Below are 24,706 nucleotides of genomic sequence, written 5' to 3' on the forward strand. Positions count from 1 at the left end.
ATCACAGTTTGCTCTTGAAACATAACTTAGAAAACAGATAAAAAAGCGTTAACTCTGTCAGTGAGTTAACGCTAATGATTTGATCATTTACTTAATAAAGTGTTAAGTCAGAGGCAAGATATAATCCAATCCACCTGTGATTGCCGCTACTTGTGCCAGAATACAATTTTCATCGTCGACCTTAGGGCTATCCGGGTATACCTCAGTGGTGGTGGCATAGATGCTATCACTAAAACCAACGCACAGTCCCAAAGCCTTAGTGGCATAGTTGATTACGCCAAACTGAGACAAGGAGACACCGATAAGCTTACCGGCATCATCGGCTGGAGCTATGTGGGTCACCTTCTCTACCGACCCTATGATGGCGGTTTGAAACGCCTCAGCCGGCAGCTCAGTATTACCCACCAGATAAAAACCATCTGGGATATTCCAATTGGTATGCTCCACCGCATCTCTGGCCGCTAAGGCCGGTCTGAACGCTGAGTTATCTGTATCTGTGGTTTCATGTAGATCGATATGCACTGTGATATCAATGCCTAAATCTGCAATATACGCCATCAGGGCCGCCGACTCTTCAGCCGGGCTATCTTGGTAGAATGAACGATTAGGATCGACTGCGTTAGGGTTCCAACGGTTAATGGTTTCATATCCCCAAGGGCTGACACATGGAGCAACCAGAATATTAAACCTGTCCATATACTCCCTAGCCTTGGTTTCCAAGAAACGTATCGCTCCATGTACACCACTGGTTTCATAGCCGTGAACCCCGCCCGTGACTAACACAGTCGGCTTATCTTCACTCCACTGCTTAGACTTAACAACAAACAGGGGATATTGACTAGGGTTATAAGACAAGGCGCCATACTGGTCGACTTGAAAGTGCTCAGCAAGTGGCGCAATTCTCGCGGCCACCTCTTCTTGATAGGAGCGCTTAATCGTTTGCTTGGTTAACCAGAGTGCCTTCTCAGCTGCGCCCCATTTCTGACCCGCTACGCCGATTGGATAAGTGTTTTCCTGTACCATCTTCATTTCCCCCAAATTTTAACCATAAAAAAGCCGACACTCAAACTTGATATGTCGGCTTTCTAAACGTTAACTTGTCTTCACTAAAAAGACACTAACCATTAGGCTAGCGTTTATGGATGACAAACGTTATGCAGCTCTAGATTAGTGCCGATATCCTTGCTGCGATTAGCCTTAGCATCATCATTACGTAACTTAGTGATGTGATCCAAATAAGCCTGATCCACATCGTTAGTAATGTAGTTGCCATCGAATACTGAGGTCTCGAAACGCTTAATCTCAGGATTTTCCATGCGAACCGCTTCTACCAAGTCTTTAAGGTCCTGGAAGATCATGCCGTCGGCACCAATTATCTTACTGATCTCATCAACATCACGACCGTGAGCTATCAGCTCACTTGTCGTTGGCATATCGATGCCATAGACGTTAGGGAAACGAATTTCCGGTGCCGCCGAGGCAAAATACACCTTGTTAGCGCCAGCTTCACGAGCCATCTCAATAATCTGCTCTGAAGTCGTACCACGTACCACTGAATCATCAACCAGCAAGACATTCTTGCCTTTAAACTCGACACCAATGGCATTGAGTTTACGGCGTACCGACTTCTTACGTTCCTGTTGACCAGGCATGATAAAAGTACGGCCAATATAGCGGTTTTTAACGAAACCTTGGCGATAAGGAAGATTCAAGTGACGCGCTATCTCTAACGCTGTGTCACATGAGGTTTCTGGGATTGGAATAATCACATCAATATCATGATCTTCCCATTCACGTTTGATCTTCTCACCTAACATAGCGCCCATGTTTACTCGGCTACCGTAAACAGACACTTTATCGATAGTCGAGTCAGGACGTGCGAAGTAAACGAATTCGAATAGACAAGGTGCATAGACAGGATCTTTAGCACACTGACGAGTATATAGTTCACCATCTTGGCTGATATATACGGCTTCGCCCGGTGCAATATCGCGCATCAGCTCGAAACCAACTGCATCGAGAGCCACACTCTCTGAGGCAATCATATATTCGATGCCGTTTTCGGTCTCTTGCTTACCCAGTACCAGAGGACGAATACCGAATGGGTCACGAAACGCAACCATTCCCTGGCCTATTATCAAGGCAACGACAGCATAGGCACCACGGATCAGTGTATGCACATTAGCAACCGCATCGAACACTTCATCGGCACTTAAGTTCTCGTTCTTGCACTGCTGAATTTCATCGGCAAGCAGGTTTAACAAGACTTCAGAGTCAGATGTTGTATTCACATGACGGCGCTGCTTGAGCAGACGCTCATGTAACTCTACGGTATTGGTCAAGTTGCCGTTATGGGCTAATGAAATACCAAATGGAGAGTTAACATAGAAAGGTTGAGCCTCAGATGCACTCGAGCTGCCTGCGGTTGGGTAACGAACATGACCGATACCTATGTTGCCTTGCAGACGTTGCATATGTTTAACTTCAAATACGTCTTTTACCAGACCATTGGCCTTGCGTAATCTAAACGCACTACCATCAACAGTCACGATACCAGCAGCATCTTGTCCACGATGCTGAAGTACGGTTAGAGCATCATATATAGGCTGATTAACCGATGACCGGCCAACTATTCCGACGATACCACACATGGGTGAGATTCCTCATTGTAAGATGTTCTGATAATTATAGTTTTTAGTCGCAAAAGCTAGAATCGACTTAAGCTAAACTTATTAATGCTTAATGCATTTTATATTTTGGGTACAAAGCTTGACGTGTTTTCTATGTAGTCAAAAAACCACTGGATAACAACGCCGAATTCGGGCACGAGTTTTGAATCCTGCCACCAATCCATATGGGATACGCCCGTGAACGCATCCATGAAAAATAATATTGCACTGACGATTAAGGCGCCCCTTAAGGCACCGAAACACAAGCCCAGGACTCGGTCTGTCCCAGATAACCCCGTCTTGTCGATCAGCTGGCCGATAAGATAATTAATTAATGCGCCGAGGATAAGTGTCGCCACAAAAATAATAGCAATTGCGACACCGTTACGAAGAAATTCATCTTGCATTTGGGTGAGATGAACAGCCAGGGCTTGATAAAAATGACTCGCGACAAAGAAGGCACCAAACCAGACGACTAAAGACATCGCCTCTTTAGCGAAACCACGAAGCAGACTGATTAGAGTCGAGACTCCGATAACTGCGAGAATAGCGTAATCGATCCAAACCATTTAATGATAATCCGATATGAGAGTTAAGACGGCGGGATATTAACAGAGACCGAGTATATTCTCACCCCAAAAAGGGGTAATTTATTGTTTCGATCTCTGACCACAGTTTTCGCTTAAGAGGCTGTAGGACGATAAGAGACGATTCGTCCTTTAAGCTTGGTTAACTTCTCTACACCCGGTTGCAGTGACTGCAGCTTAGATTTAGAGATTTCAGGCCCAACAAACACCTTAGTCAACTTGCCATCGACGGGATGGGTCGGCAAGGTATAAGCGCTAAAGCCTCCGCTTCTCAGTTTACTGATAAGACCCTTAACATTAGCGGCATTCTTGAAGCTGCCTAGCTGTAATGTATAAGCTGAACTCGTCGGTGTAACAGGCTTAACAACGGGTTTCTTAATCGGCTTAGCCACAGGTTTAACGACGGGCTTAGGTGTAGGTTTTATTTCAGGCTTGCTATGTGGCTTCACATGCGTGCTCGCCGTAGGCTTATGGGGTTTTGGTTTAGGCTCTGCCTCTACCACTTCCCATTTTCCTGAGTCAGCGGTCTGCTCTTCAGACTTAAATGCTTGCTCCTTATCACTCAGATCAACCGCTTGTATAGCCTCATCGGGCAGGGTTATCTCAGCCACTTGTGGACGCAGGGGAATTTCAGAAAATTGCTCTTCTTGTTGCACCTTCTTGCCATCAAGAACATCGGGAAGGAAAATGACCCCTAATGCAACAAAGACGATAACGCCAACGAGACGGTTCTGAAAATGACCAGACAACTTGCTATCTTGCTCTTTATCCTTTGTATCCATGATTAATCACGACCATCCAATTCAATATTTTTAAACTCTGCCACAGTGTAAAAGGAGCCAAATACAATTACTACGTCTCCTTGGCATATTTCTGCTGAAATTGTGCGCCAAGCCGACTCTACAGAATCGAAGTGCTTAGCATAGGCCAATGGGTGAGATATTTGTTGGACTTGTTCCACAAATATCTTTTTGAGTCCCTCACCCGAGGCACTACGATCCGTTTGCAAACTGGTAAATGACCACACATCCACCAGTGGTGCCAAAACCTCGATAACTTGACGGCAATCCTTATCTTTTAACATGCCACATATGGCGAATAAGCGCTTAGCTGGATGTTTTTCAAGCTGTTTAGCCAGATAACGTGCGGCATGAGGATTATGAGCCACATCGAGTAAGACCAGAGGTTGCTCGCTGACCACTTCGAGCCTGCCAGTGAGTCTTGCCTCTTGTATGCCTTGGCGAATGATGTCACCACTGAGTTGAGGCCAGCCAAGCTCAAGCAAGGCCAGTGCAGTCGCTGCATTTGGCAATGGCAGTGAAGGCATGGGAATATCATTCATGGTTTGCAGACCAGTGAACTGCCAGAAAACAGCCTCACAAGTATAGCTAAACTCCTTGCCGACGCGATGCAATACTGCGCCGAGTTCATTAGCATACTCAAGCACACAAGTCGGTAAATTCGGCTCACCGATTATCGCGGGTTTATTGGCCCGTAAGATACCCGCCTTCTCCATACCAACAGACTCCCGAGTATCACCAAGGTACTCTTGGTGATCGAGATCGATTGAGGTAATAACCGCAATATCTGCATCGATAATATTGATGGCATCTAATCTTCCCCCAAGCCCGACTTCCAGTAATACGGTATCTAACTTAGCCGCTTTGAAAATATATAGGCCTGCCAATGTGGCGAATTCAAAGTAGCTCAGGGAGATATCACCACGAGCCAGGTTGATAGCATCGAAGGCTTGAATAAAAGACCTATCATCGACATCTTGGCCATCGATACGAACCCGCTCATTGTATTTAAGCATATGAGGCGAGCTATAGACGCCAACTCTTTCCCCGGACAAGAGTAATACCTGCTCAACCATGGCGCAGGTGGTTCCCTTACCGTTGGTGCCGGCAACCGTGATCACTTTTGTGGTGCCAAGATCCTTAAGCCCGAGTCGTTCGGCTACTTGTGCCACTCGCCCAAGCCCCATCTCTATCTCAGTTGGGTGTATGGCAAGCAAGTAGTCTAACCAGGTATCTAAACTGGAATCTTGAGTGGGAACTGTCGGCATCCGTTGATTTCTCTTATTTAATGACGCAAAAATAACACAGGTATAAATAGCCTTGTCAGCAGCGCTATCAATCCAACATAAATAACGGGCCGAGTGCTAATTTCGGCAGTTCATACTTATCCGGATAAGTGACATCTACCATGTATAGCCCATTCGGCTTAGCGGTAGGCGCCGCCTTACTTCTGTCCTTGAGTGCCAATAACTCAACAATCCAGTCGCCTTGCTGATGACCTTGACCAATTTCAATTAGTGAACCCACTATGTTTCGTACCATATGGTGCAAGAAGGCATTCGCCTTGATATCCACACATAAGTACATGCCCTGGCGGGTCACATTGACCTCATGGACATGTCGAAAAGGGCTTTTAGACTGACAGTGCAGCGCTCTAAAACTGGTAAAGTCATGCTCACCGACAAAATGCTGGGCCGCTTGATGCATTTTATTCTCGTCGAGTTGACCTCGGTAATGACTCACACCCGAACGTAAGATCCCGGGTCTTAAATGATAGTTATAGATCAAATAACGATAACGTCTGGCCGTCGCCGAGAAGCGAGCATGAAAATCGTCATCGACCAGCTTAACCCACTTGACCGCGATATCATCGGGTAAGTTGACATTAACGCCTAAGGTCCAGGCACTCTCTTTACGAATAGCCGTAGTCTCGAAGTGAACCACCTGCCCTGTACCATGGACACCAGCATCTGTTCTACCGGCACAATGAACGGTAATGGGCTGATTGGCTACTTTTGACAGTGCTCGCTCTAATTGAGCCTGAACCGTATCGACTTCGAGCTGACGCTGCCAGCCATAATACTTGCTGCCGTCATATTCAATACCTAACGCTACTCGCATACACCCTCTTTGAACCTGTCTCTGTGACCACGCTTTTATCAATCATGGGGGTTAGCTTGTTATTAAAGAAAACCCAGAGAAGTTGTTTGACCTATTTGGGCGCGGATCTTAGCACACACTTGAATTACAGATAAGAAAAACGGCGCATGATGCGCCGTTATTTTTAGAAATTAAACAAATTTAATCTAAGGAATTGACTAAACCGTCAGCTTCGTCCTTCTGCCTGTCATTACCATCAAGCTGCACTTCTTTAAGCAAGACTTTAGCACTGTCGTTATCGTCTATCTCAATATAGGCTCTAGCAAGATCTAACTTGGCATTGATAGAATTCTCTTCATCATCAACATCCACCATGGCAGGGTTACCCATGAGTTTATCTATTTCGCCCATATCGACATCGAGCTCTTTATATTGATCTATGTCCGTTACATCTTCCTCGGCCTCATTGAGTAGGCGATCGATATCGATGAAACCATTGTCCTTCTGGAAGCTAGTTAGATCGTGCTCAGCAACAGCTACCGCAGGAGACTTAGACAAGTCTTCAGCATCCAGAGCGGCTAGTGCCTCATCGACGGTCAGATTGCCTTCACCTTCCAGGCTCAAAGACATTTCGCTATGGCCAGATTGCTCCTTAACATCCAATAATGAGCTTAGCAGCTCTTCATTATTCGCGGGGGCGATAACAGGCTCTTCGACATTGGCACTCGGTTCCCAATCTAGACTAGTATCATCGATCTTCTTAGCGCCTTTGAGATCGGCAAACATGCCACCGCCAGGTTTACTTGCCACAGGGTCTTTGGCAGATTTAGGATCGACAGCTTCTAGATCGGCTAACAATGAGTCCAGAGCATCATCACTACTAGGCTCACGTTCAGGACTAGGCTCTGTAGCCGGAGCTAGCAGGCTATCGTCCAGAACTTCTGGTTTATCAAGCTGGTCGGCAATATCAAATTCGGCGAGTAATGAATCGAGATCATCTTCACTATCACCAATGTTAGTGTCGATGTCAGCCTCAAGTTCGGCTGATATTTCATCGGTCAAATCAGCATCAGGCTCGGCAGCGATTGCAGCACTATTTTCATCGAAGCCCGCTAACAGCGCATCGAGATCTGCTTCATCGGCATCCGCAGTCGTGTCAACGTCTCCTTCGAGTTCGGCCGAAATTTCATCGATCAAATCAGCATCAGACTCGGCAGCGGTTCCAGCAGGATCTTCCTCTACTGGCTTATCTTCTCGCTCAGTATCTTCTAGCTCAATAGCTGCTACTTCGGTGTTTTCTAGGGAATAGTCTTCAGCAGGTGCAGCACTGTTTTCATCGAAGCCCGCTAACAGCGCATCGAGATCTGCTTCATCGGCATCCGCACTAGTGTCTACTTCTCCTTCGAGCTCGGCCGAAATGGCATCAGTCAAATCAGTATCAAACTCGGCAGCTGGTGCAGCACTGTTTTCATCGAAGCCTGCTAACAGCGCATCGAGATCTGCTTCATCGGCATCCGCACTTGTGTCGACTTCTCCTTCGAGCTCAGCTGAAATAGCATCAGTCAAATCAGTATCAAGCTCGGCAGCAGTTTCAGCAGGAGCTTCTTCTACTGGCGTTGCTTCTACCTCAGTAACTTCTAGCTCAGTAACTTCTAGCTCAGTGTCATCTTCCGCTGTGGCTGACACATCAGGCTTTTCATCAAATTCTGCGAGTAAAGCATCGAGATCTGCTGCATCGGCATCCGCACTTGTGTCTACTTCTCCTTCGAGCTCGGCTGAAATAGCCTCGCTAAGGTCCGCATCTTCAACAGGCGTCTCGGTGCTGGTATCTTCTTCTGAATGTTCAAACCCCGCCAGCAAAGCATCTACATCTTCTTCGCTGTCTTTTTCTACACCGAGTTTTTCAATATTGGCTGCATCGAGTGCATCGTCCTCGGCCGTCGGTGTAATATCTTGCTCTAATTCTGCCGCTATTTCTTCAGAAAGACTCCCTGAGACATCATCTTCGGAAGCTAGGTCTGTTTGGGCTTCACTTTCGCTTTCTATTTCAGTGTCAGCCTGAATGCTTGATGTATCGGCAGGCTCGTCAAAACCTGCTAATAGCGAATCTAGGTCATCTTCTGCGACACCGTCACTTTCAGTCTCAGACTCTGCCTGAGTGCTTGATGTATCGGCTGGCTCATCAAAACCCGCTAATAGCGAATCTAGGTCATCTTCTGCGACACCGTCACTTTCGCTTTCGATTTCACTTGCAGTCTCTGTCTCTGCCTGAGTGCTTGATGCATCGGCTGGCTCATCAAAACCCTCTAATAGCGAATCTAGATCATCTTCTGACACTATTTCGCTGCTTGGATCAGCAGCACTACTCGCTTCAATACTCGCTTCAATACTCTCTGCTACTAAAGCCTCTTCAACAGGGCTTAGTTCGATAGAGGCCTCTTCAGCAGGCGCTTCATCCTTGGCGGGCTCCTCATCGAAACCAGCTAACAGAGAATCTAAATCGTCTTCACCCGCTTTAGCTTCCTCTTCATCTTGCTCTCCCATCGCCTCGGCCCAAAGGTCATCCAAAGACTGGCCTTCCTCTTCGGCAGGCTCCTCAGTCGCTGTTTCACCCGGGTCAACAAACATATCCCCAGCCAGATCTTGTTCATCACTACTCATATCCACTTCCGGCTGTAATTCAGCCGTATCTATGTTCATGAGTGAGTCGATGGAATCATCATCCTCAGTGTCTAGATGCACTGCCATGGCTTCAAGATCATGACTTTCCGAACCCAGTGCTTCAGCACCTGTATCTGCATCGGTTTCTGCAGTTATTGGCGATTCAGTTTCCTTCGTCGTTTTCTCTTCAGTACTTGCTGCGCCTTCATCCCTGCGACGTCTCAAGAATAACCACAAGATGAGCAATAGCAGTAATGCAGGTATCGAGATAGCCGCTATTAGCATCAGAGGGTTGCTCATCAGGTTACGCCACTGTTCAGGATCGGCTTCAGGCTCTACGATTTGCAGGGCATTGATCTGCTCCTGCAAGGAGTTTACTTCTTCGCCGAGTCCGGCACCTTGCAGCTTACTGGCTAGAAGCTGTTCTTCTAAAATTGCAACCTGCTCCTTGAGCTCGTCAATCTTATTCTTCAATGTGCCTGTGTCTGAATCGCTTAATTCCAACCGATCCTGAGCCCTGCCTAGCTCATCTGTGAGCTGTAGGCTCTTAGCTTCCTCCTCTTCGAGCTTAGCCGTCAGCTCCTTGATCTCTTCATTTACTGTGGGTTTCTGAGCCACACTGGTATCGGCAGGCGTTATGGGTAAGGTGACGGGTCTTGCTGGAGTACTCGGAGTTGCTTGCTTTACTTGGGCTACTTGTACGGCTTTAGGCTGAGTCGTTTTCTTCCAGCCTTTATCATCTCTCTCTGCCCGCGATTTTGCCATGCTCCTAGGGATGGCTAGCATCAAATCCTTCGACGGAATGAGCAGTATCATGCCTTTTTCTAAACTATTATAATTGGCATTAGTAAAGGCATGTGGATTGGCATCATAGATAGCTGCCATGACTTGATAGATACTGACACTATTATCTGGACGTACCTTTTGAGCTATGCTCCAAAAAGTATCGGAAGACAGAGTCGGGCCATACTGACGATTAGTTTGCCTTACCTCACCATCTGGGCCAGTGATCTTCAGCGGCTCCGCAGCAAAAGCCGTTTGGATTAGAGGACTTACAGTAAAAACAAGTAAAGTAGAGGCCATCAGACCAACAAGATACGAGGTGCGAAAGTTCATCAATTCTTCCCTTTCAAGCGCAGTGATGCTGCTGTACTGGCAGCGTAGCTTTAGGTAATTGTATTTATTGAGATTACTATAAACCAGAAATCACAGGTCTGCTACTGTTCACAATTCAAAAACATCTACTAAAAACAAAAAAAGCCTGCATATTGCAGGCTTTTTAATCAGATCAAGCTTTAAACCGATTAAAGTCGTTATAAATTAATAATAATCTCTAATCAAAACTTCGGCTATCTGAACACTATTGAGTGCCGCACCTTTTCTAATGTTATCAGAGACAACCCAAAGGTTTATACCATGTGAATGAGAGATATCTTTGCGTACACGTCCCACATAAACAGGATCCGTGCCCGCTGATTCTGTCACAGCCGTAGGATACTCTTCATTGGACTCAAATAATTCAATTCCCGGAGCTTCACGCAACACAGCTTTAACATCTTCAGCTTCGGCGGGTTGAATAGTCTCAAGATGTATTGCTTCCGAGTGACCATAAAATACCGGCACTCGAACCGCAGTTGGATTGACGACAATATTGTCATCACCGAAGATCTTCTGGGTTTCCCAAACCATCTTCATCTCTTCCTTGGTGTAACCGTTTTCCATAAACTTATCAATTTGCGGCAACACGTTGAAGGCGATCTGTTTTGGATAAACCTTAGACTCAGCAGGAAGGCCTTGAAGTAATTTAGAACATTGGCCAGCAAGCTCTGTAATAGCCTCTTTACCTGAACCCGATACCGACTGGTATGTGGCGACATTGATACGTGAAATACCAAATGCATCATAAATAGGTTTAAGGGCAACCAACATCTGAATTGTCGAACAGTTTGGATTCGCTATGATATTACGATTACGGAAATCAGCAATGGCTTCCGGATTAACCTCTGGAATAACCAAAGGTACATCGTTATCGTATCTGAATTGAGAGGTGTTATCGATGACAACACAACCATTCTCAGCGGCGATTGGCGCCCACTTTTCAGAGACATCACCACCGGCAGAGAAGAAGCCAATCTGCGCCTGAGACCAATCGAAGTCGTCTACGTCAAGAATTTCTACCTGTTTACCGTTGAAACTAACCGTACCACCAGCACTGCGGCTGCTGGCTAGAGGAAATAATTTCGCGACGGGGAAATTGCGCTCTTCGAGGATCTCTATCATGGTTTGACCCACTGCGCCCGATGCACCTAATACGACAACATTGAATTCTTGAGACATAATTACTGTCCGACTCCTGAAAAACCTAAATTGGTCAACCAATTTACATCAGAATGCCCAGTGTTTACTAGCCTTAAGGCACGAAATTCACGTCTATGCTGGTGATTTTTTCTCATAAGATCAAATCCATTGTTATTAACACAATTAACTTGGTCATTTTTTGATGAATCATCGAGGATTGTTTTTCTAAATAATTCATCGTCATCACGAAGGTCGTAGATAAAACGAGCCAGTTTCAACAAGGACTTCTCATTGGGTATCGACTCGATATCCAATTGCACGCTCCATAGCGACGGTAATAGTGTAGTCATGGACTTATCGGCATCTCTGCCCAGTACCTGCATTAGCTTCTGATACAGCATATAAGTGCCACGAGCCTTACCTTCTAGGCTGTAACCTGCGATATGAGGCGTCGCCAATTCGACCAAAGGAATAAGCTCATGCATAGGATTAGGCTCCCCTTCCCACACATCGAGTACCAGCTTGATATCCGGCCTTTGCTGCTTAACCTTAATAAGTGCGCGATTATCTATCACCTCACCACGACAACAGTTAAGTAGCCAGGTCCCAGGCTTTAAGCTATTGAGTCTGGTCTCATCGAACAGATACCAGGTCTTATGCTCGCCAGTCTTAATGATTGGCACATGAAGACTTATCACATCACAGCGAGCTATCAATTCATCTAATGAGATAAAGTCGCGGGGGTCGCTATCTTGAATAACCGGATCGTGTAGCAGCACAGTCACGCCATAGGCCTGAAGACACTTAGCCACCGCCGAGCCAGTGTTACCCGCCCCTACGATACCCACAGTCTTGTCTTTAAGCTTACCGCCGAAACGGTTGGCAAGTTCCAGCATGGCGATAAAGGCAAACTCCCCCACCGCAGTGGCATTACAACCTGGCGCGTTGCTAAAAGGAATGTCGCGGGAAGCAAGATAATCGGTATCGATATGATCTGTGCCAATAGTGGCACTGCCGACAAACTTAAGCTTGTTGTTAAGCGACAACAAGGACCCATTGACCTGAGTCACAGAGCGCACCAAGAGCACATCGGCATCTTTCACCTGCTCAGGTGTCAGCTCCCTGCCATTAACGGTTTCAATCGTCCCCAAGTCCCCAAATAACTCTTGTACATAAGGCATGTTTTCATCGGCAAGGATCTTCATTATGGCTTCCAAAAAGTGAGGTGAATGCGTTGGATGACACATTCTAACACCCTTTTTATGAGCCCAAACTCGAAGCTAGACATATTCCAAGTTACGAGGGTTTAAGCTCAGCATATTTTCTGCACAATAAGCTTAAATGAGAGCCTAGTGACTTTGCTCTTTATTTTGTCGTAGCGTCTAGCTGCATTTGAAACTACTTAGCTCAATTGCCACCTATACCCTTGTTGTGACTTATCTCCCTGAGTGAACATTGCACTTTATGCAATGATGGAGGTTCTTTGTTTCACTCAGGCAGAGAAACTGGGATTGAGTTCTTTCTATGCTATAACTCATTGTTGAGACATTGGTTTACTGTTAATATTGAGTGATTAATGTACTACCGACCTGTTCTTATAAGACCGTTCTTATTCGGAATTCAGCCTAATATACTATTAGCTTACTTAATCATGGATGATTTATGAACATCAAAAAGTGGATGTGGGAGATAACAACAATATCGGTTGTCTGTGTATTGCTACTTAACCCAGAGTTAGTGTCTTTAGCTTTGTTTGTTGACGCTGTTGGGCTTGATATATTCTTATTACTTATTGAAGTACAGTTAGTGGCTGTAAGTGGGTATTACTTTCATACTTGGTTTAAGCCCATATTGATGCCTTTCTATAGATGTTTACTTAAAGTTGACCCCTATTTTTTCATCCCAACGAAGGATTCTGTTGGCAAGTATCCGATGATTTTGTGCCATGTAGTCCCTTTTTTGATGTTACTAATTATCGGTGTCACTGTCGCTAAACCTGTGATAGATATAGCGTGACGTAAGTTAACAAGCCTCTGAATTAATATTTTCCAAGGCTGTCACGCCATTTTCTGAGCAAATCGCCCGCCAGCACATGGTTCACTTATTAGAGGGGCGTTATAAAGCAATTTTACTCAGGAGTATTTTTCTCACATGGAATTAACGATAAATGTAATCGATGCATTTACTGATGCTACTTTTAAAGGCAACCCTGCGGCTGTAATTATTACCGAAAACTGGCTCTCAGTTGATCTTATGCAATCTATTGCTGTTGAAAATAACCTTTCAGAAACTGCATTTGTTAAAAAAATAGATAATCAACATTATGAAATACGGTGGTTTTCACCAATAACAGAAATTGATTTTTGCGGGCATGCAACACTAGCGGCCTCATTCGTTATTTTTTCTAAAAGTAATGGTCTAAAAACTATTAATTTTTTCGCTAAAGCAGTTGGGGATTTATCAGTTACAAAAATGGATAATGGCTATATTCAAATGAGTTTCCCTAATAGGAAACCTAAAGTAATTGACGACATACCTTTAGCTTTATTAAACGGATTATCAATTAAACCTGCGGAAGTTTTGTTAAATGACCAAGGGTATTTTGTTGTCTATGAACAAGAAGCTGATGTGCTTAATGTAATACCGAATAATGAATTACTAAAGCAGCTTGCACCTTTTGATGTTGTAGTAACTTCTAAATCAAGTGAGTATGATTTTATTTCTCGTTATTTTTGGCCTGCAAATGGCGGAGATGAAGATCCTGTGACGGGATCTATTCATAGTGGCTTAGCTCCATATTGGGCTAGTAAATTAAATAAATCCAAACTCATTGCATATCAAGCCTCTAAACGAGGCGGTAAATTAATATGTAGTATTGAAGGTAGTAAGGTTTATATTTCAGGTAAAGCTGTTCAATATCTAGAAGGTAAAATTACAGTCTAGTGGTTCTTGCTTTATAATCGGGTAGCCGGAAGTATCTAGCCTCCAACCCCTAGACCACCCTGCATGCGGCTCCGCACAGGGCGGTTCATTTAGAACGCCTAACCTAGACTTTCTGGTTAGCACAACATTGCTGGTTAGCACAACATTGCCACCCATTTTTATGAGCCAAAACTCCAAGCTAGACATATTCCAAGTTACGAGGGTTTAAGCACAGCATATTGTCTGCACAATAAGCATAAATGAGAGCTAAGTGACTATAAAAATCTAAAGTATCTTCTTTTATCTACTTTTAAACCTAACACAACATTGCCACCCATTTTTATGAGCCAAAACTCGAAGCTAGACATATTCCAAGTTACTAGGGTTTAAGCACAGCATATTGTCCGCACAATAAGCTTAAATGAGAGCTAAGTGACTATAAAAACCTAAAGTATCTTCTTTTATCTACTTTTAAACCAACAAAAACGCCGAACATAAGTTCGGTTAAGTATTTTATTTTGAAGCCTGTACTCTTCTTAGGCGAAATGGTTCTCGACTAGGCAGTATCTAGCCATCGATGGCAATTAGCAGCGCCTTGCCTGCGTTTACGCTCTAGATGTTCACAGTAAGCATCTAACTCCCTAAGCACAACATTGCCACCCATTTTTATGAGCCAAAACTCGGAGCTAGACATATTCCAAGTTACGAGGGTTTAAGCACAGCATATTGTCTGCACAATAAGCTTAAATGAGAGCTAAGTGACTATAAAAATCTAAAGTATCTTCTTTTATCTTCTTTTATCTTCTTTTATCTACTTTTAAACCAACAAAAACGCCGAACATAAGTTCGGTTAAGTATTTTATTTTGAAGCCTGTACTCTTCTTAGGCGAAATGGTTCTCGACTAGGCAGTATCTAGCCATCGATGGCAATTAGCAGCGCCTTGCCTGCGTTTACGCTCTAGATGTTCACAGTAAGCATCTAACTCCTGGAGCGTTCCTACTGGACCTTTAAACAGCCGAGTGAACTCTGTTGTGAGCTTTATCCAATTATCTTGTGGAATATTGAGACTATTCAGTATCTTCATCGATTCTTGGCTGATAGCACCACGCTTATCGTCCCTAATGATACGCCCGGTTTCATCTACCAGCTGCAAGTAATCTTTGGCTCTGAACATCAGTCCTTTAGGCATCTCTTTTCGTTCATTACCAATAAAAGGCAACAAATCTTGCGGTTGTTCACCATTGATTGCAGCTTTGATTCGTTTTTGAATGCTGGTGAACTCTGAGGCTTCTGGTGCCTCCGATATCTTGGCTCGAATGGGATTAAGGTCTACATACGCCATACAGGCCAAAACAGCGGTCTCATCTAACAGGGCTTGAGATTTGAAACGCCCCTCCCAGAAGCGGCCAGTACAGTGATCCTCTTTATTAGCCATTCTAGCAATAGGCTCATTCAATGCCCTCATAAACCAGCTGATATCACTTAATCGACTTCGAAATAAAGCTATAGCGTGTTTTAAGCTACTCACTTCGTAACTTTCGATAAGTTCACCTTTAGTGAACTTTTGAGTGATTTCAGTTCCTTTGAAAAGTTGGTGCCAATGCTCAACCACCTCCCTATCGGACCAAGCATTAGCTTCATAGATATCGACTCTTAAAACTACATGGAAATGATTACTCATCACAGCATAAGCACTTACATCTATTGCAAATATACTCGCAATCTCGAGTATCCTGGATTCAACCCATTCGCGACGGTGTTCATAGGATTTACCAGTATCTCTATCTACTCCCATCAAGTAGTTCTTACGAACACATCTGGATACGCAGTGATAGAATGGAGTGTCTTCTAAACTGATTAACCTACTTCTTGGTCTGGCCATAACAACCTCAATCCAATGGTGAAAATTTAAGTTTAGTCACAGACCTAAACACCATCAATAATTATGGGTGGCTTTGTTTGGAGCTTGTACAGTGATCCTCTTTATTAGCCATTCTAGCAATAGGCTCATTCAATGCCCTCATAAACCAGCTGATATCACTTAATCGACTTCGAAATAAAGCTATAGCGTGTTTTAAGCTACTCACTTCGTAACTTTCGATAAGTTCACCTTTAGTGAACTTTTGAGTGATTTCAGTTCCTTTGAAAAGTTGGTGCCAATGTTCAACCACCTCCCTATCGGACCAAGCATTAGCTTCATAGATATCGACTCTTAAAACTACATGGAAATGATTACTCATCACAGCATAAGCACTTACATCTATTGCAAATATACTCGCAATCTCGAGTATCCTGGATTCAACCCATTCGCGGCGGTGTTCATAGGATTTACCAGTATCTCTATCTACTCCCATCAAGAAGTTCTTACGAACACATCTGGATACGCAGTGATAGAATGGAGTGTCTTCTAAACTGATTAACCTACTTCTTGGTCTGGCCATAACAACCTCAATCCAATAGTGACAATTTAAGTTTAGTCACAGACCTAAACACCATCAATAATTATGGGTGGCTTTGTTTGGAATTCGGCTTTGTTTGGAATTCAGCTTTGTTTGGAATTCATGGGTGGCTTTGTTTGGAATTCGGCTGAATCCTTAGACGTGCTAATTTTACTAAATCTGATGATTATGAGAATGTTGGCGATTTATCCAAAAGAAATTTGAAATTATCAGCCGTTAGAGGGTGACTAAAATAATACCCTTGGGCGGCATTACAACTTGTTGATTTAACATACTTGTATTGTTCCTCTGTTTCAATACCTTCTGCGGTAACTTGCAGGTTTAAGTTATTCGCTAATGAAATGATTGCATGAGTTGTTATTCTATCATCTTCACTATGGGGAATGTTGTCGATAAAACTTTTATCAATTTTAAGTCTATCTATTTTTAACTTAACTAAATAACTCATGGACGAGTATCCAGTTCCAAAATCATCTAAGGCAATACATACTCCCATTTTTTTCAATCTATATATCTGTTCAATTGCTATTTCCAAATTCCCTAGTAAGGCTGTTTCTGTCAATTCTAACTCAAGATAACTCCCCTCAAGCTGTGACTTTACTAGAGCATTGTTAACTACATTGATAAAATCATCATTAACTAATTGTTTTGATGACATATTAACTGACATCATCAAATATGAGTATCCGGCTAAATGCCACTGCTTATTTTGCCAACAAGCCTGTCGAAGGACCCAGTTACCAATTTCATTAATCAAGCCAATTTCTTCAGCAATAGGAATAAAAATATCAGGGCCAACACAGCCCAATTCCTTATTGTTCCAACGCAGCAGTGCCTCTGCACCTTTTACTTCTTGTGTTTCAATGTCAATAATAGGTTGATAATTAAGTGTAAACTCTTCTAGCTCTATTGCTCTGCGTAACTTGTTACTTATTTTCAATTTAAGTTTTGCTTGTTTATCAAGGTCTATTGAGTAATATCGGTAGTGTCCCTTCCCTTCATGCTTTGCACTATACATGGCAGTATCCGCACATTTAAGTAAGCCTTTCGCTGTTTGAGCATCTGTTGGGAACACTGCCACGCCAACACTCATACTGGTATACACTTCTTCACGGTCTAAAATAAAGGGAGCCTTTAAACTTTCTATTAATTTTTCAGCTAAGGTACTTATACCGTGTATGTTAATAGGTGATCCTATTATTACCGTAAATTCATCTCCTGAAATACGAAACAAGGTGTCATATGTCCTCAATTGAATTTGTAACCGTTCAGAAAACTTTTTTAAAAGCTCGTCGCCCCAAGCATGACCCATACTGTCATTAATATTTTTAAAATCATCTAAGTCTATATAAAGTACGGCTCCCAACTGCATACTTTCTTTGTCACGACTTACAAATTGTTCTAATTTATTTTTAAATAGCGCTCTATTTGGTAAACCTGTTAAAGGATCAAAAAATGCCAGTTTATTAAGTTTGTTTTCACTCTTAATCCGTAATTTGATTTCAACGTTAAGATGTTTAACATTCCTAATTATTATGACCATAAAAGAAATAGATGAGATGAGCACAAGCATGACTATCTCATCAAGTTCGTAATATTCATAATATTCAACAAAATCAACAAGCTTCTCGAACGCATCAATATTGACACAGATAATCAACAAAATTACGGAAAGAATAAATATAAAGGAAATTTCTCTTGAAAAAGCAGAATCAAACATTTTATAAAAAAGTTTACGATGTAAAGGGATCGGTTTTTTATTGGTCATATTAAAACTCATATTACATGTTTAATTAAGCCCATTGCCTTTTATTGTGTCATCATTACTTTTTAATTATCTATTCCTACTATAAATCATTATTGATTTTGGTAACCCATTCTAGATAGAATGAAGGGAGGAACCAAAGATTATTCTATGAAGTTAGAAGAGGTAATTTACTACGTTATTTAAATAACTTTGGTTAAATCACCTTTATGCTAATGGCATCACCACAGTTATAGGAATACCTTGCACGTAGTCTTTCCCTGCCTTGCAACCCAATTAGGTCTCGCTTAAATTCTTGCCACAAAACACATTGCCCAAACAACCACAGAACCATCTAATTTAACTACCGAAAATGCCTGCAATGTCGTGGCTATTACAAATGTTTCAGCAGGAGGATAAAGGTAACCAAGTGTTCATCCCATGCTGCAATGTTTTCTTTAAATCAGAAGAGTTTCCCCGCTAGGAAACAGCTGAAACAACAACCACCGATTACATCGCTGCTACGAAAAACCAACAAATCACAAACAAATAGTAATGGGTTAATCATACTTATTATGTGAGCTTAATCATACTTTTAGAAAATAATTAACATAAAGTTAATATTTGGTCAGTAGTTAATCAATAACTGGTCAACAAAGGGCCATAGCGAATAGAAGAACGTAAGAACCTTGCCACTCATTTTTATGAACCAAAACTCACAGCGCACTTCTACTTTGAACAAAGGTCAACCTAAGCACCATCAAAAGTTATGGGTGGCTTTACTTTGTTTGGGACTTTTTTGGGGAGCTGCAGTAAGAGGGCTCTTAAGGTCGTTAATTCACATCAGACCCATAAGGCCTGCGATATTCCAGATGTCACTCAGACATTTCCCACGTCCGTGTGGGTCAGATGGGAAACAATAATTATGGGTAGCTTTGTTTGTTTTACTCTAGAATGTAAAAATGTGTAAATATAGATTTAATTGCATTACGGTTTAAAAACAGCATTCCTATGATATTCCATATAGACCAACTGTTCTTTTAATAGTGGAGAAATGTTATGAATTTCGTGTCGTTTAAGTTTAAGATGCACGAGTAATTCATCACTACATGCCGAACCTACAATGACGTCACCATCTTTAGTAAATGTAATATATCCTTTATCAAACAGTTGATCCATCTTCTTTTCTAGCCATAGTCCATTGTATTCATCATGAGCCTCTTCATAATTTTTACAATGTGAAAATGGTTTAATATGAGATGATACACAATTTTTCTCCATGGCTTTTACACCAGTAATATTATGCTCCCTCTCAATATTCCTTATCAAACGCCGAAAGTCATTTTGTCGCCTAGGAAACCTCTTGAAGTACTTCTTTGTGTCCTTGTTTAAGCGCTCAATCAATGATAAGTCCTCTGCTGGTACTGTATCCATCATTGTATTTATAAACTCTTCACCTACATAGTCACCTTCAAAATCAAAGTTTTTTAGTTTGTTCTCTTTAATTGAATTAATAAGTGATTTTATTCCACTATGAAAAGATATGAAATGATGATGATGTTCTTTAAAAGATATCGCGACTTCAACATGAACAATATATTGATCCGTTAGTTTACTTGTGTTGTAACGAGGCTTGATCCAAATGGCATTCCCAAACTCAGAATTTGGGTTGTCTGCGACCTCTTGGTTTTTCGCGTTCAAATTAAAAAGTAAATGAGGCACCCTTTTGTTTTGTGAACGTATAAATCTATCATTTATTTTATCGTGGTCATATATATTACTTAATTGGTTAAAAATATGTTCAAATAGATGAATCATATGTGGTCGTTGTTTGAACCACAATTTGGCTCTTGGTTTATTTAAAAACTCTATAAAAAGTTTGTTCATCTTTCTACCTAACAGTGATGCTTAGCTGTTAATCCACAAAATTATAAACAAAAGAGAACTACAGCGTCCTCTCTCTTTGGGTAGTTTAGCGAAAAAACACCTCACACTTTGAGTAACTTCAGATTGAAGGTGACTTATATTTTCTCATGACCAAGTTAGCATGAGTATCACCGAAACTGTAGCGATTTAAAAAGACAACCGCCGCTCTCGCTCAAAGCCTTATTAGGGAACTATGGGTGTTCAGCTTGTTAATTAACACCTATGAAGTAACACCATTAAAAAAGCCAATGAAACAACTCAGCCCAATGAAGCCCCAGCAGATATTCCTACCAACTTGTTCTACATGACTCGAAATCGAAGAGATACCTATCCCGAAACCAGAGCAGGTGCGAACGCGGTTGTGACCTTCCGTGACATGGACGTCATGGCCGAGGCTATAGGGATATATTCACGCCGTGTCACTGAAGTGTTTGCACTTAAGCCCACGGCAGGTGATGGATTTGATAGAAGTAACACCATTCAAAAAGCCAATGAAACAACAATAAAGCCCAATGAAACCACAGCTGATACTTCCAGCAACTTGTTATCCTACAAGTTACAAGCCATTGTGGTATTGCAATACCGTAGATTTCGGCACTATATTGCCTAAGCTTGTAGCCAGATTAGATTGGCCGCTGAGGAGTAGCTCAAACTGTTGGATTAGCAGCTCCTTGTCAGGAGATGGCTTATCTCCGGCACCTATGTTGGTTAAATCAATCATAAAGCCATCAAAAAGATGAGCCAGATCTTCAATGATCTCAGTATTTAAGAATTGATCTTGATTATAAATACTGGGATAGCCTGCTTTTTGCTTATCGATAGCAAACTCATCACCTTTAAGGTTGGTGATGCTGGTCGATTTATCACAAGACAACATGCAGCCATTGTCGATACGTGGCTTTTCACAACCTACACTCTGCTGGAAGAAACACTGTCTGCTCGCCATAAGCAAAATAGGATGATAGATGCTGTATAGCATTTTGAAGTTTGCAGGTCGTGCAATATGTTTAATTTGATTCTGATTGATTTCGTTAGAAATAAAGGCACCATGACAATCAAACTGCTCTTGCATGGCCAATAATGCATAAGAGTTGGTGGTGTTTAAAAACGGACCCGCAATCCATTTAATCCCAAGCTCATAGGCGCGATTAGCGATACCTGTATTATTGGTCACAATAAGCTTAGGTCGAACTTGCTCTAAAATATTCAGCGCAGCATCAAAATCTTTACCTATCAGCACTGATGAGAACCAAGGGATTAGACGCGGGTTTTGTTTGAAGAATTCGACATACTTAGTACAGCCGCGCTTATAGGCATCGGGTAACTTAAAGTAAATGTCGGCATCGGTGACATCGGCAAGCGCGATATCAGCCTCATCACAGATCAAGATAGACAGTTTAGGTCTGTGTGTTTCAGGCTTGGGATACCTAGCCAATTTAGGTAATTCAACGGCTGGTAACACTGGGGTTTCATGGTTAAGTAGCAATAGCACTTGCTTCTTTAAGCCTGTCAGTTCCTTAAAAGGAATGCTAAGGCCTGGGGCTAAATCATCAGTGACTAGCTGCAGCAAGTCGAACTCTGCATTATTTAAACTCTTAAATCGCTTCTCAATCGAACTGGCATCAATGCTGGCATCATCACTGAGAGTCAGCAAGCTAGGAGACTGCACTGTAAAGGTTTTATCCTCTAACTGGGTTTGACCAATAATAAAGTCTTGAGTGCTGACGGTAATGGTTAACGGCTGGCCCAATTGACCTGAGAAAGACAATGTCAGGGGCAGTTTTTCTATGCTCAGATGTTTAATTTTATCGTTGACAGACGCTTGAATTTGGCTCTTTTCTGTCTGTAATTCTTGCTCCGCATCATGAATTTGCACTACCGAAATAGACTTCAAACCATTGTGAGTGAGCTTATCTTTAAGGTGATTTTTCGAGTTATCACGAGGATTATCGATAAACATCGACTGATTTAAGTCCCCCTTTAGAAAAGAGTTGGTTAGATCCCGATTAAATACCTTATAGAGGCGCTCACCATCTTCAAGCAGCTCTCCAGTCGCTAGGAAGCCATCAATCTGCTTACGAAAGCTGTCTATTACTGTATGGACGTAACTTGCACCTTTGATGCGACCTTCCACCTTAAACGAGTGAACACCGGCTTCAATCAATGCAGGTAGATCGAAAAATGCCGAGTTATCTTTGATATTGAGCGGAAAGTTATGACCTGACTCAGTGGTCTCATACTCTTCACGGCAAGCTTGACTACAACGTCCGCGGTTACCTGAGTTACCCACACTGGCAGATGTTGAATAACATAACCCTGAGAACGCTATGCATAAGGATCCATGCACAAACACTTCAGTGGTGATATCGTTTTCACGACCAGTCTCAGTTAATGCGGCTATCTCCCGTAAATTAAGCTCTCTCGATAAATTAACTCGCGAGGCGCCTAACTTCTTCAAGAAAGGGATTTGACCAATATTATGGGTGGTTAGCTGAGTCGATGCGTGAATGTCTAATGTAGGGAAATGCTTTGTGAGTAAATGGAACATGCCAATATCTTGCACGATCACACCGTCTAATGTGGTATTAACCAACTTACTTAGTAGCTTTGCCAGTGACTTAAACTCATTTTCTAAAATAACAATATTCAATGTAAGAAAAATCTGACACTGATACTGGTGTGCTAAACGTATGATCCCAACAAGTTCCTCAAAGGAAATATTAGCTGCACGGTTACGAGCATTAAAAGTATCTAAGCCACAATAAACGGCGTCGGCTCCGGCAATAATTGCCGCTTTAATCGCATCAACATCTCCGCCTGGTGCTAATAATTCAATCTTTGGATCCATGGTTACAACTTGTTGTTAGACATTTAATGGGGGGGATGTTACCCATATATTTTGCTAATGAATATCGTTAAAGTAAATTATTCGCACTTATTAGCGATAACTGAAGTAACAACTGAGGCGACAGTTGAGAAATCTAAGGTTTTCTACCTTGTAGTTAGATGACAATAAAGCCCAATGAGCCAGTCAAAAAGATATTTGAAACTTGTCATCCCACAAGTCATCTGAATGCCAAACACAGAGTCAATTTATAGCTATCCATGCTAAATTGACATAACTATCTCTACGAACTATTCCAACGAACTATTCCAACGAACTATTCCAACGAGAATGCCAGACACAGAAAAGGGAGCCTAAGCTCCCTTTTTTATGTTTGGTACTTTAGATAAAGTACCAAACACTTATCGTAACATTCAAATTGAAGGTTACTTATATTTTTTCATGACCAAGGTCGCATTAGTGCCACCGAAACCAAAACTGTTACTCATCACTGTGGTGAGCTCAGCTTCACGGTATTCAGTCACTACTGGCATACCTGCGGCTTTCTCGTCCAAGTTATCGATATTTATACTAGGCGCGATAAAACCATGTTCCATCATGATCAAGCTGTAGATGGCTTCATGAGCACCTGCGGCGCCGAGTGCATGACCGGTCAGAGACTTGGTTGATGCGATTGGTGGCAAGCTATCACCAAAGGTTTCACGTAAAGCTTCTAGCTCACGCATATCACCAACTGGAGTCGATGTGCCGTGAGTGTTGATATAATCGATAGGTGTATCGACATCTGCAAGCGCCATCTGCATACAACGAACGGCACCTTCTCCTGATGGAGCAACCATGTCATAACCATCTGATGATGCGCCATAACCGACTATTTCGGCGTAAATTTTCGCACCACGTGCTAACGCATGCTCAAGCTCTTCGACAACCACGATTCCGCCGCCACCAGAGATAACGAAACCATCACGGTCTGCATCATAGGTACGAGACGCTTTTTGAGGCTCATCGTTATATTTAGTAGAAAGTGCGCCCATAGCATCGAAGCCCATAGTCAGGGTCCAATCTACCTCTTCAGAACCACCAGCAAAGACCATATCTTGCTTACCCATCTGGATAAGTTCAGCGGCATGGCCAATACAGTGAGCACTGGTTGCACAGGCTGAACTGATTGAATAGTTCATGCCTTTAATCTTGAACGGTGTAGCTAAGCAAGCACTAGCTGTACTAGACATGATGCGCGGCACAATATACGGACCGACGCGCTTAACGCCCTTCTCCCGTAATATATCGGCGGCTTGCACCTGGTTAGCCGATGAAGCTCCACCAGTACCAGCTATGATACCCACACGAGGGTCTGAATACTGCTCTTCAGTTAAACCAGCATCTTTAATGGCTTCAGCCATTGCAACATAGGCATAAGCTGCGGCTTTACCCATAAAGCGAAGTGCTTTACGGTCGATATGTTCTTTAGGGTCTAACGTGATTTCTCCCCAAACACGGCTGCGAAGTTTCATTTCTTCAAACTGTGCAGAGTGGGTAATACCACTGCGGCCAGCCTTCAGTGACTCAGTGACTTCTTGCTTATTGTTACCAATACTTGAAACTACGCCAAGTCCGGTGATCACGACTCTTTTCATTATTTCTTCCATTTAGTACATTTAGTACTTTCAGTACTAATTTTGCTTTAGCAATAA

At 42.6% G+C, this 24,706-nt stretch carries 17 protein-coding genes and 1 pseudogene; 3 read left to right on the forward strand and 15 right to left on the reverse strand.

Going from position 1 to position 24,706, the window contains the following annotated elements:
• Positions 1 to 102: 102 nt before the first annotated feature.
• The 9 genes from SVI_RS13530 to SVI_RS13570 form a co-directional block, all read right to left on the reverse strand.
• Positions 103 to 1,023 carry a M14 family metallopeptidase gene (locus tag SVI_RS13530; protein WP_041420369.1) on the reverse strand — a complete coding sequence of 307 codons (921 nt, stop codon included), beginning with the start codon at positions 1,021 to 1,023 and terminating at the stop codon, positions 103 to 105.
• Positions 1,024 to 1,136: 113 nt separating this feature from the next.
• Positions 1,137 to 2,651, reverse strand: a complete 1,515-nt coding sequence (gene purF, locus SVI_RS13535) for an amidophosphoribosyltransferase (protein ID WP_013052143.1) — start codon at positions 2,649 to 2,651, stop codon at positions 1,137 to 1,139.
• A 98-nt stretch (positions 2,652 to 2,749) separates the two neighbouring features.
• On the reverse strand, positions 2,750 to 3,238 hold the full coding sequence (locus tag SVI_RS13540; protein ID WP_013052144.1) for a CvpA family protein: 489 nt from the start codon (positions 3,236 to 3,238) through the stop codon (positions 2,750 to 2,752).
• Positions 3,239 to 3,351: 113 nt separating this feature from the next.
• Positions 3,352 to 4,005 (reverse strand): cell division protein DedD, encoded by a 654-nt coding sequence (gene dedD / locus SVI_RS13545; RefSeq protein WP_013052145.1) that lies wholly within the window; start codon positions 4,003 to 4,005, stop codon positions 3,352 to 3,354.
• Between the two features lie 35 nt (positions 4,006 to 4,040).
• Positions 4,041 to 5,324, reverse strand: coding sequence for a bifunctional tetrahydrofolate synthase/dihydrofolate synthase (gene folC / locus SVI_RS13550; protein WP_013052146.1), 1,284 nt, complete (start codon positions 5,322 to 5,324; stop codon positions 4,041 to 4,043).
• A gap of 67 nt (positions 5,325 to 5,391) precedes the next feature.
• Positions 5,392 to 6,177 carry a tRNA pseudouridine(38-40) synthase TruA gene (gene truA / locus SVI_RS13555; protein ID WP_041419956.1) on the reverse strand — a complete coding sequence of 262 codons (786 nt, stop codon included), beginning with the start codon at positions 6,175 to 6,177 and terminating at the stop codon, positions 5,392 to 5,394.
• 180 nt (positions 6,178 to 6,357) lie between these two features.
• The gene (locus SVI_RS20910) at positions 6,358 to 9,933 is read right to left on the reverse strand and encodes a FimV/HubP family polar landmark protein (RefSeq protein ID WP_041419957.1); all 3,576 of its coding nucleotides are present in this window, start codon (positions 9,931 to 9,933) and stop codon (positions 6,358 to 6,360) included.
• Positions 9,934 to 10,137: 204 nt separating this feature from the next.
• Positions 10,138 to 11,154: an aspartate-semialdehyde dehydrogenase gene (locus tag SVI_RS13565; protein ID WP_013052149.1), complete on the reverse strand. Its 1,017-nt coding sequence runs from the start codon at positions 11,152 to 11,154 to the stop codon at positions 10,138 to 10,140.
• Positions 11,155 to 11,156: 2 nt separating this feature from the next.
• Positions 11,157 to 12,320, reverse strand: coding sequence for a 4-phosphoerythronate dehydrogenase (locus tag SVI_RS13570; protein WP_013052150.1), 1,164 nt, complete (start codon positions 12,318 to 12,320; stop codon positions 11,157 to 11,159).
• A 457-nt stretch (positions 12,321 to 12,777) separates the two neighbouring features.
• Between SVI_RS13570 and SVI_RS13575 the strand changes: the two genes are divergently transcribed.
• Together SVI_RS13575 and SVI_RS13580 are read left to right on the forward strand one after the other, a co-directional pair.
• Entirely contained in the window at positions 12,778 to 13,131 is a 354-nt protein-coding gene (locus SVI_RS13575; protein ID WP_013052151.1) for a hypothetical protein, read from the forward strand.
• Positions 13,132 to 13,266: 135 nt separating this feature from the next.
• Entirely contained in the window at positions 13,267 to 14,058 is a 792-nt protein-coding gene (locus tag SVI_RS13580; protein WP_013052152.1) for a PhzF family phenazine biosynthesis protein, read from the forward strand.
• A gap of 881 nt (positions 14,059 to 14,939) precedes the next feature.
• On the opposite strand, the gene SVI_RS13585 is transcribed toward SVI_RS13580, so the two are convergent.
• The 4 genes and pseudogenes from SVI_RS13585 to SVI_RS13600 all read right to left on the reverse strand — a co-directional run bounded on the left by SVI_RS13585 (position 14,940) and on the right by SVI_RS13600 (position 20,128).
• A complete protein-coding gene (locus SVI_RS13585; protein ID WP_013052154.1) occupies positions 14,940 to 15,920 on the reverse strand; it encodes a transposase in 981 nt (326 codons plus the stop codon).
• An 85-nt stretch (positions 15,921 to 16,005) separates the two neighbouring features.
• A pseudogene (locus tag SVI_RS13590) lies at positions 16,006 to 16,479 on the reverse strand (transposase); the annotation flags it as partial.
• Between the two features lie 184 nt (positions 16,480 to 16,663).
• Positions 16,664 to 18,265, reverse strand: coding sequence for a putative bifunctional diguanylate cyclase/phosphodiesterase (locus SVI_RS13595; protein WP_197532046.1), 1,602 nt, complete (start codon positions 18,263 to 18,265; stop codon positions 16,664 to 16,666).
• A 963-nt stretch (positions 18,266 to 19,228) separates the two neighbouring features.
• Positions 19,229 to 20,128, reverse strand: a complete 900-nt coding sequence (locus SVI_RS13600; protein ID WP_013052157.1) for an HNH endonuclease — start codon at positions 20,126 to 20,128, stop codon at positions 19,229 to 19,231.
• Positions 20,129 to 20,471: 343 nt separating this feature from the next.
• Between SVI_RS13600 and SVI_RS13605 the strand changes: the two genes are divergently transcribed.
• A complete protein-coding gene (locus SVI_RS13605; RefSeq protein ID WP_041419958.1) occupies positions 20,472 to 20,777 on the forward strand; it encodes a hypothetical protein in 306 nt (101 codons plus the stop codon).
• On the opposite strand, the gene SVI_RS13610 is transcribed toward SVI_RS13605, so the two are convergent.
• Together SVI_RS13610 and fabB are read right to left on the reverse strand one after the other, a co-directional pair.
• Positions 20,724 to 23,015, reverse strand: a complete 2,292-nt coding sequence (locus tag SVI_RS13610; RefSeq protein ID WP_013052158.1) for a peptidase U32 family protein — start codon at positions 23,013 to 23,015, stop codon at positions 20,724 to 20,726. The genes SVI_RS13605 and SVI_RS13610 overlap by 54 nt on opposite strands.
• Before the next feature lie 422 nt (positions 23,016 to 23,437).
• Positions 23,438 to 24,649 carry a beta-ketoacyl-ACP synthase I gene (gene fabB / locus SVI_RS13615; protein ID WP_013052160.1) on the reverse strand — a complete coding sequence of 404 codons (1,212 nt, stop codon included), beginning with the start codon at positions 24,647 to 24,649 and terminating at the stop codon, positions 23,438 to 23,440.
• Positions 24,650 to 24,706 lie beyond the last annotated feature (57 nt).

It is taken from the genome of Shewanella violacea DSS12 (assembly GCF_000091325.1).
In the GTDB taxonomy this organism is placed as follows: domain Bacteria; phylum Pseudomonadota; class Gammaproteobacteria; order Enterobacterales; family Shewanellaceae; genus Shewanella; species Shewanella violacea.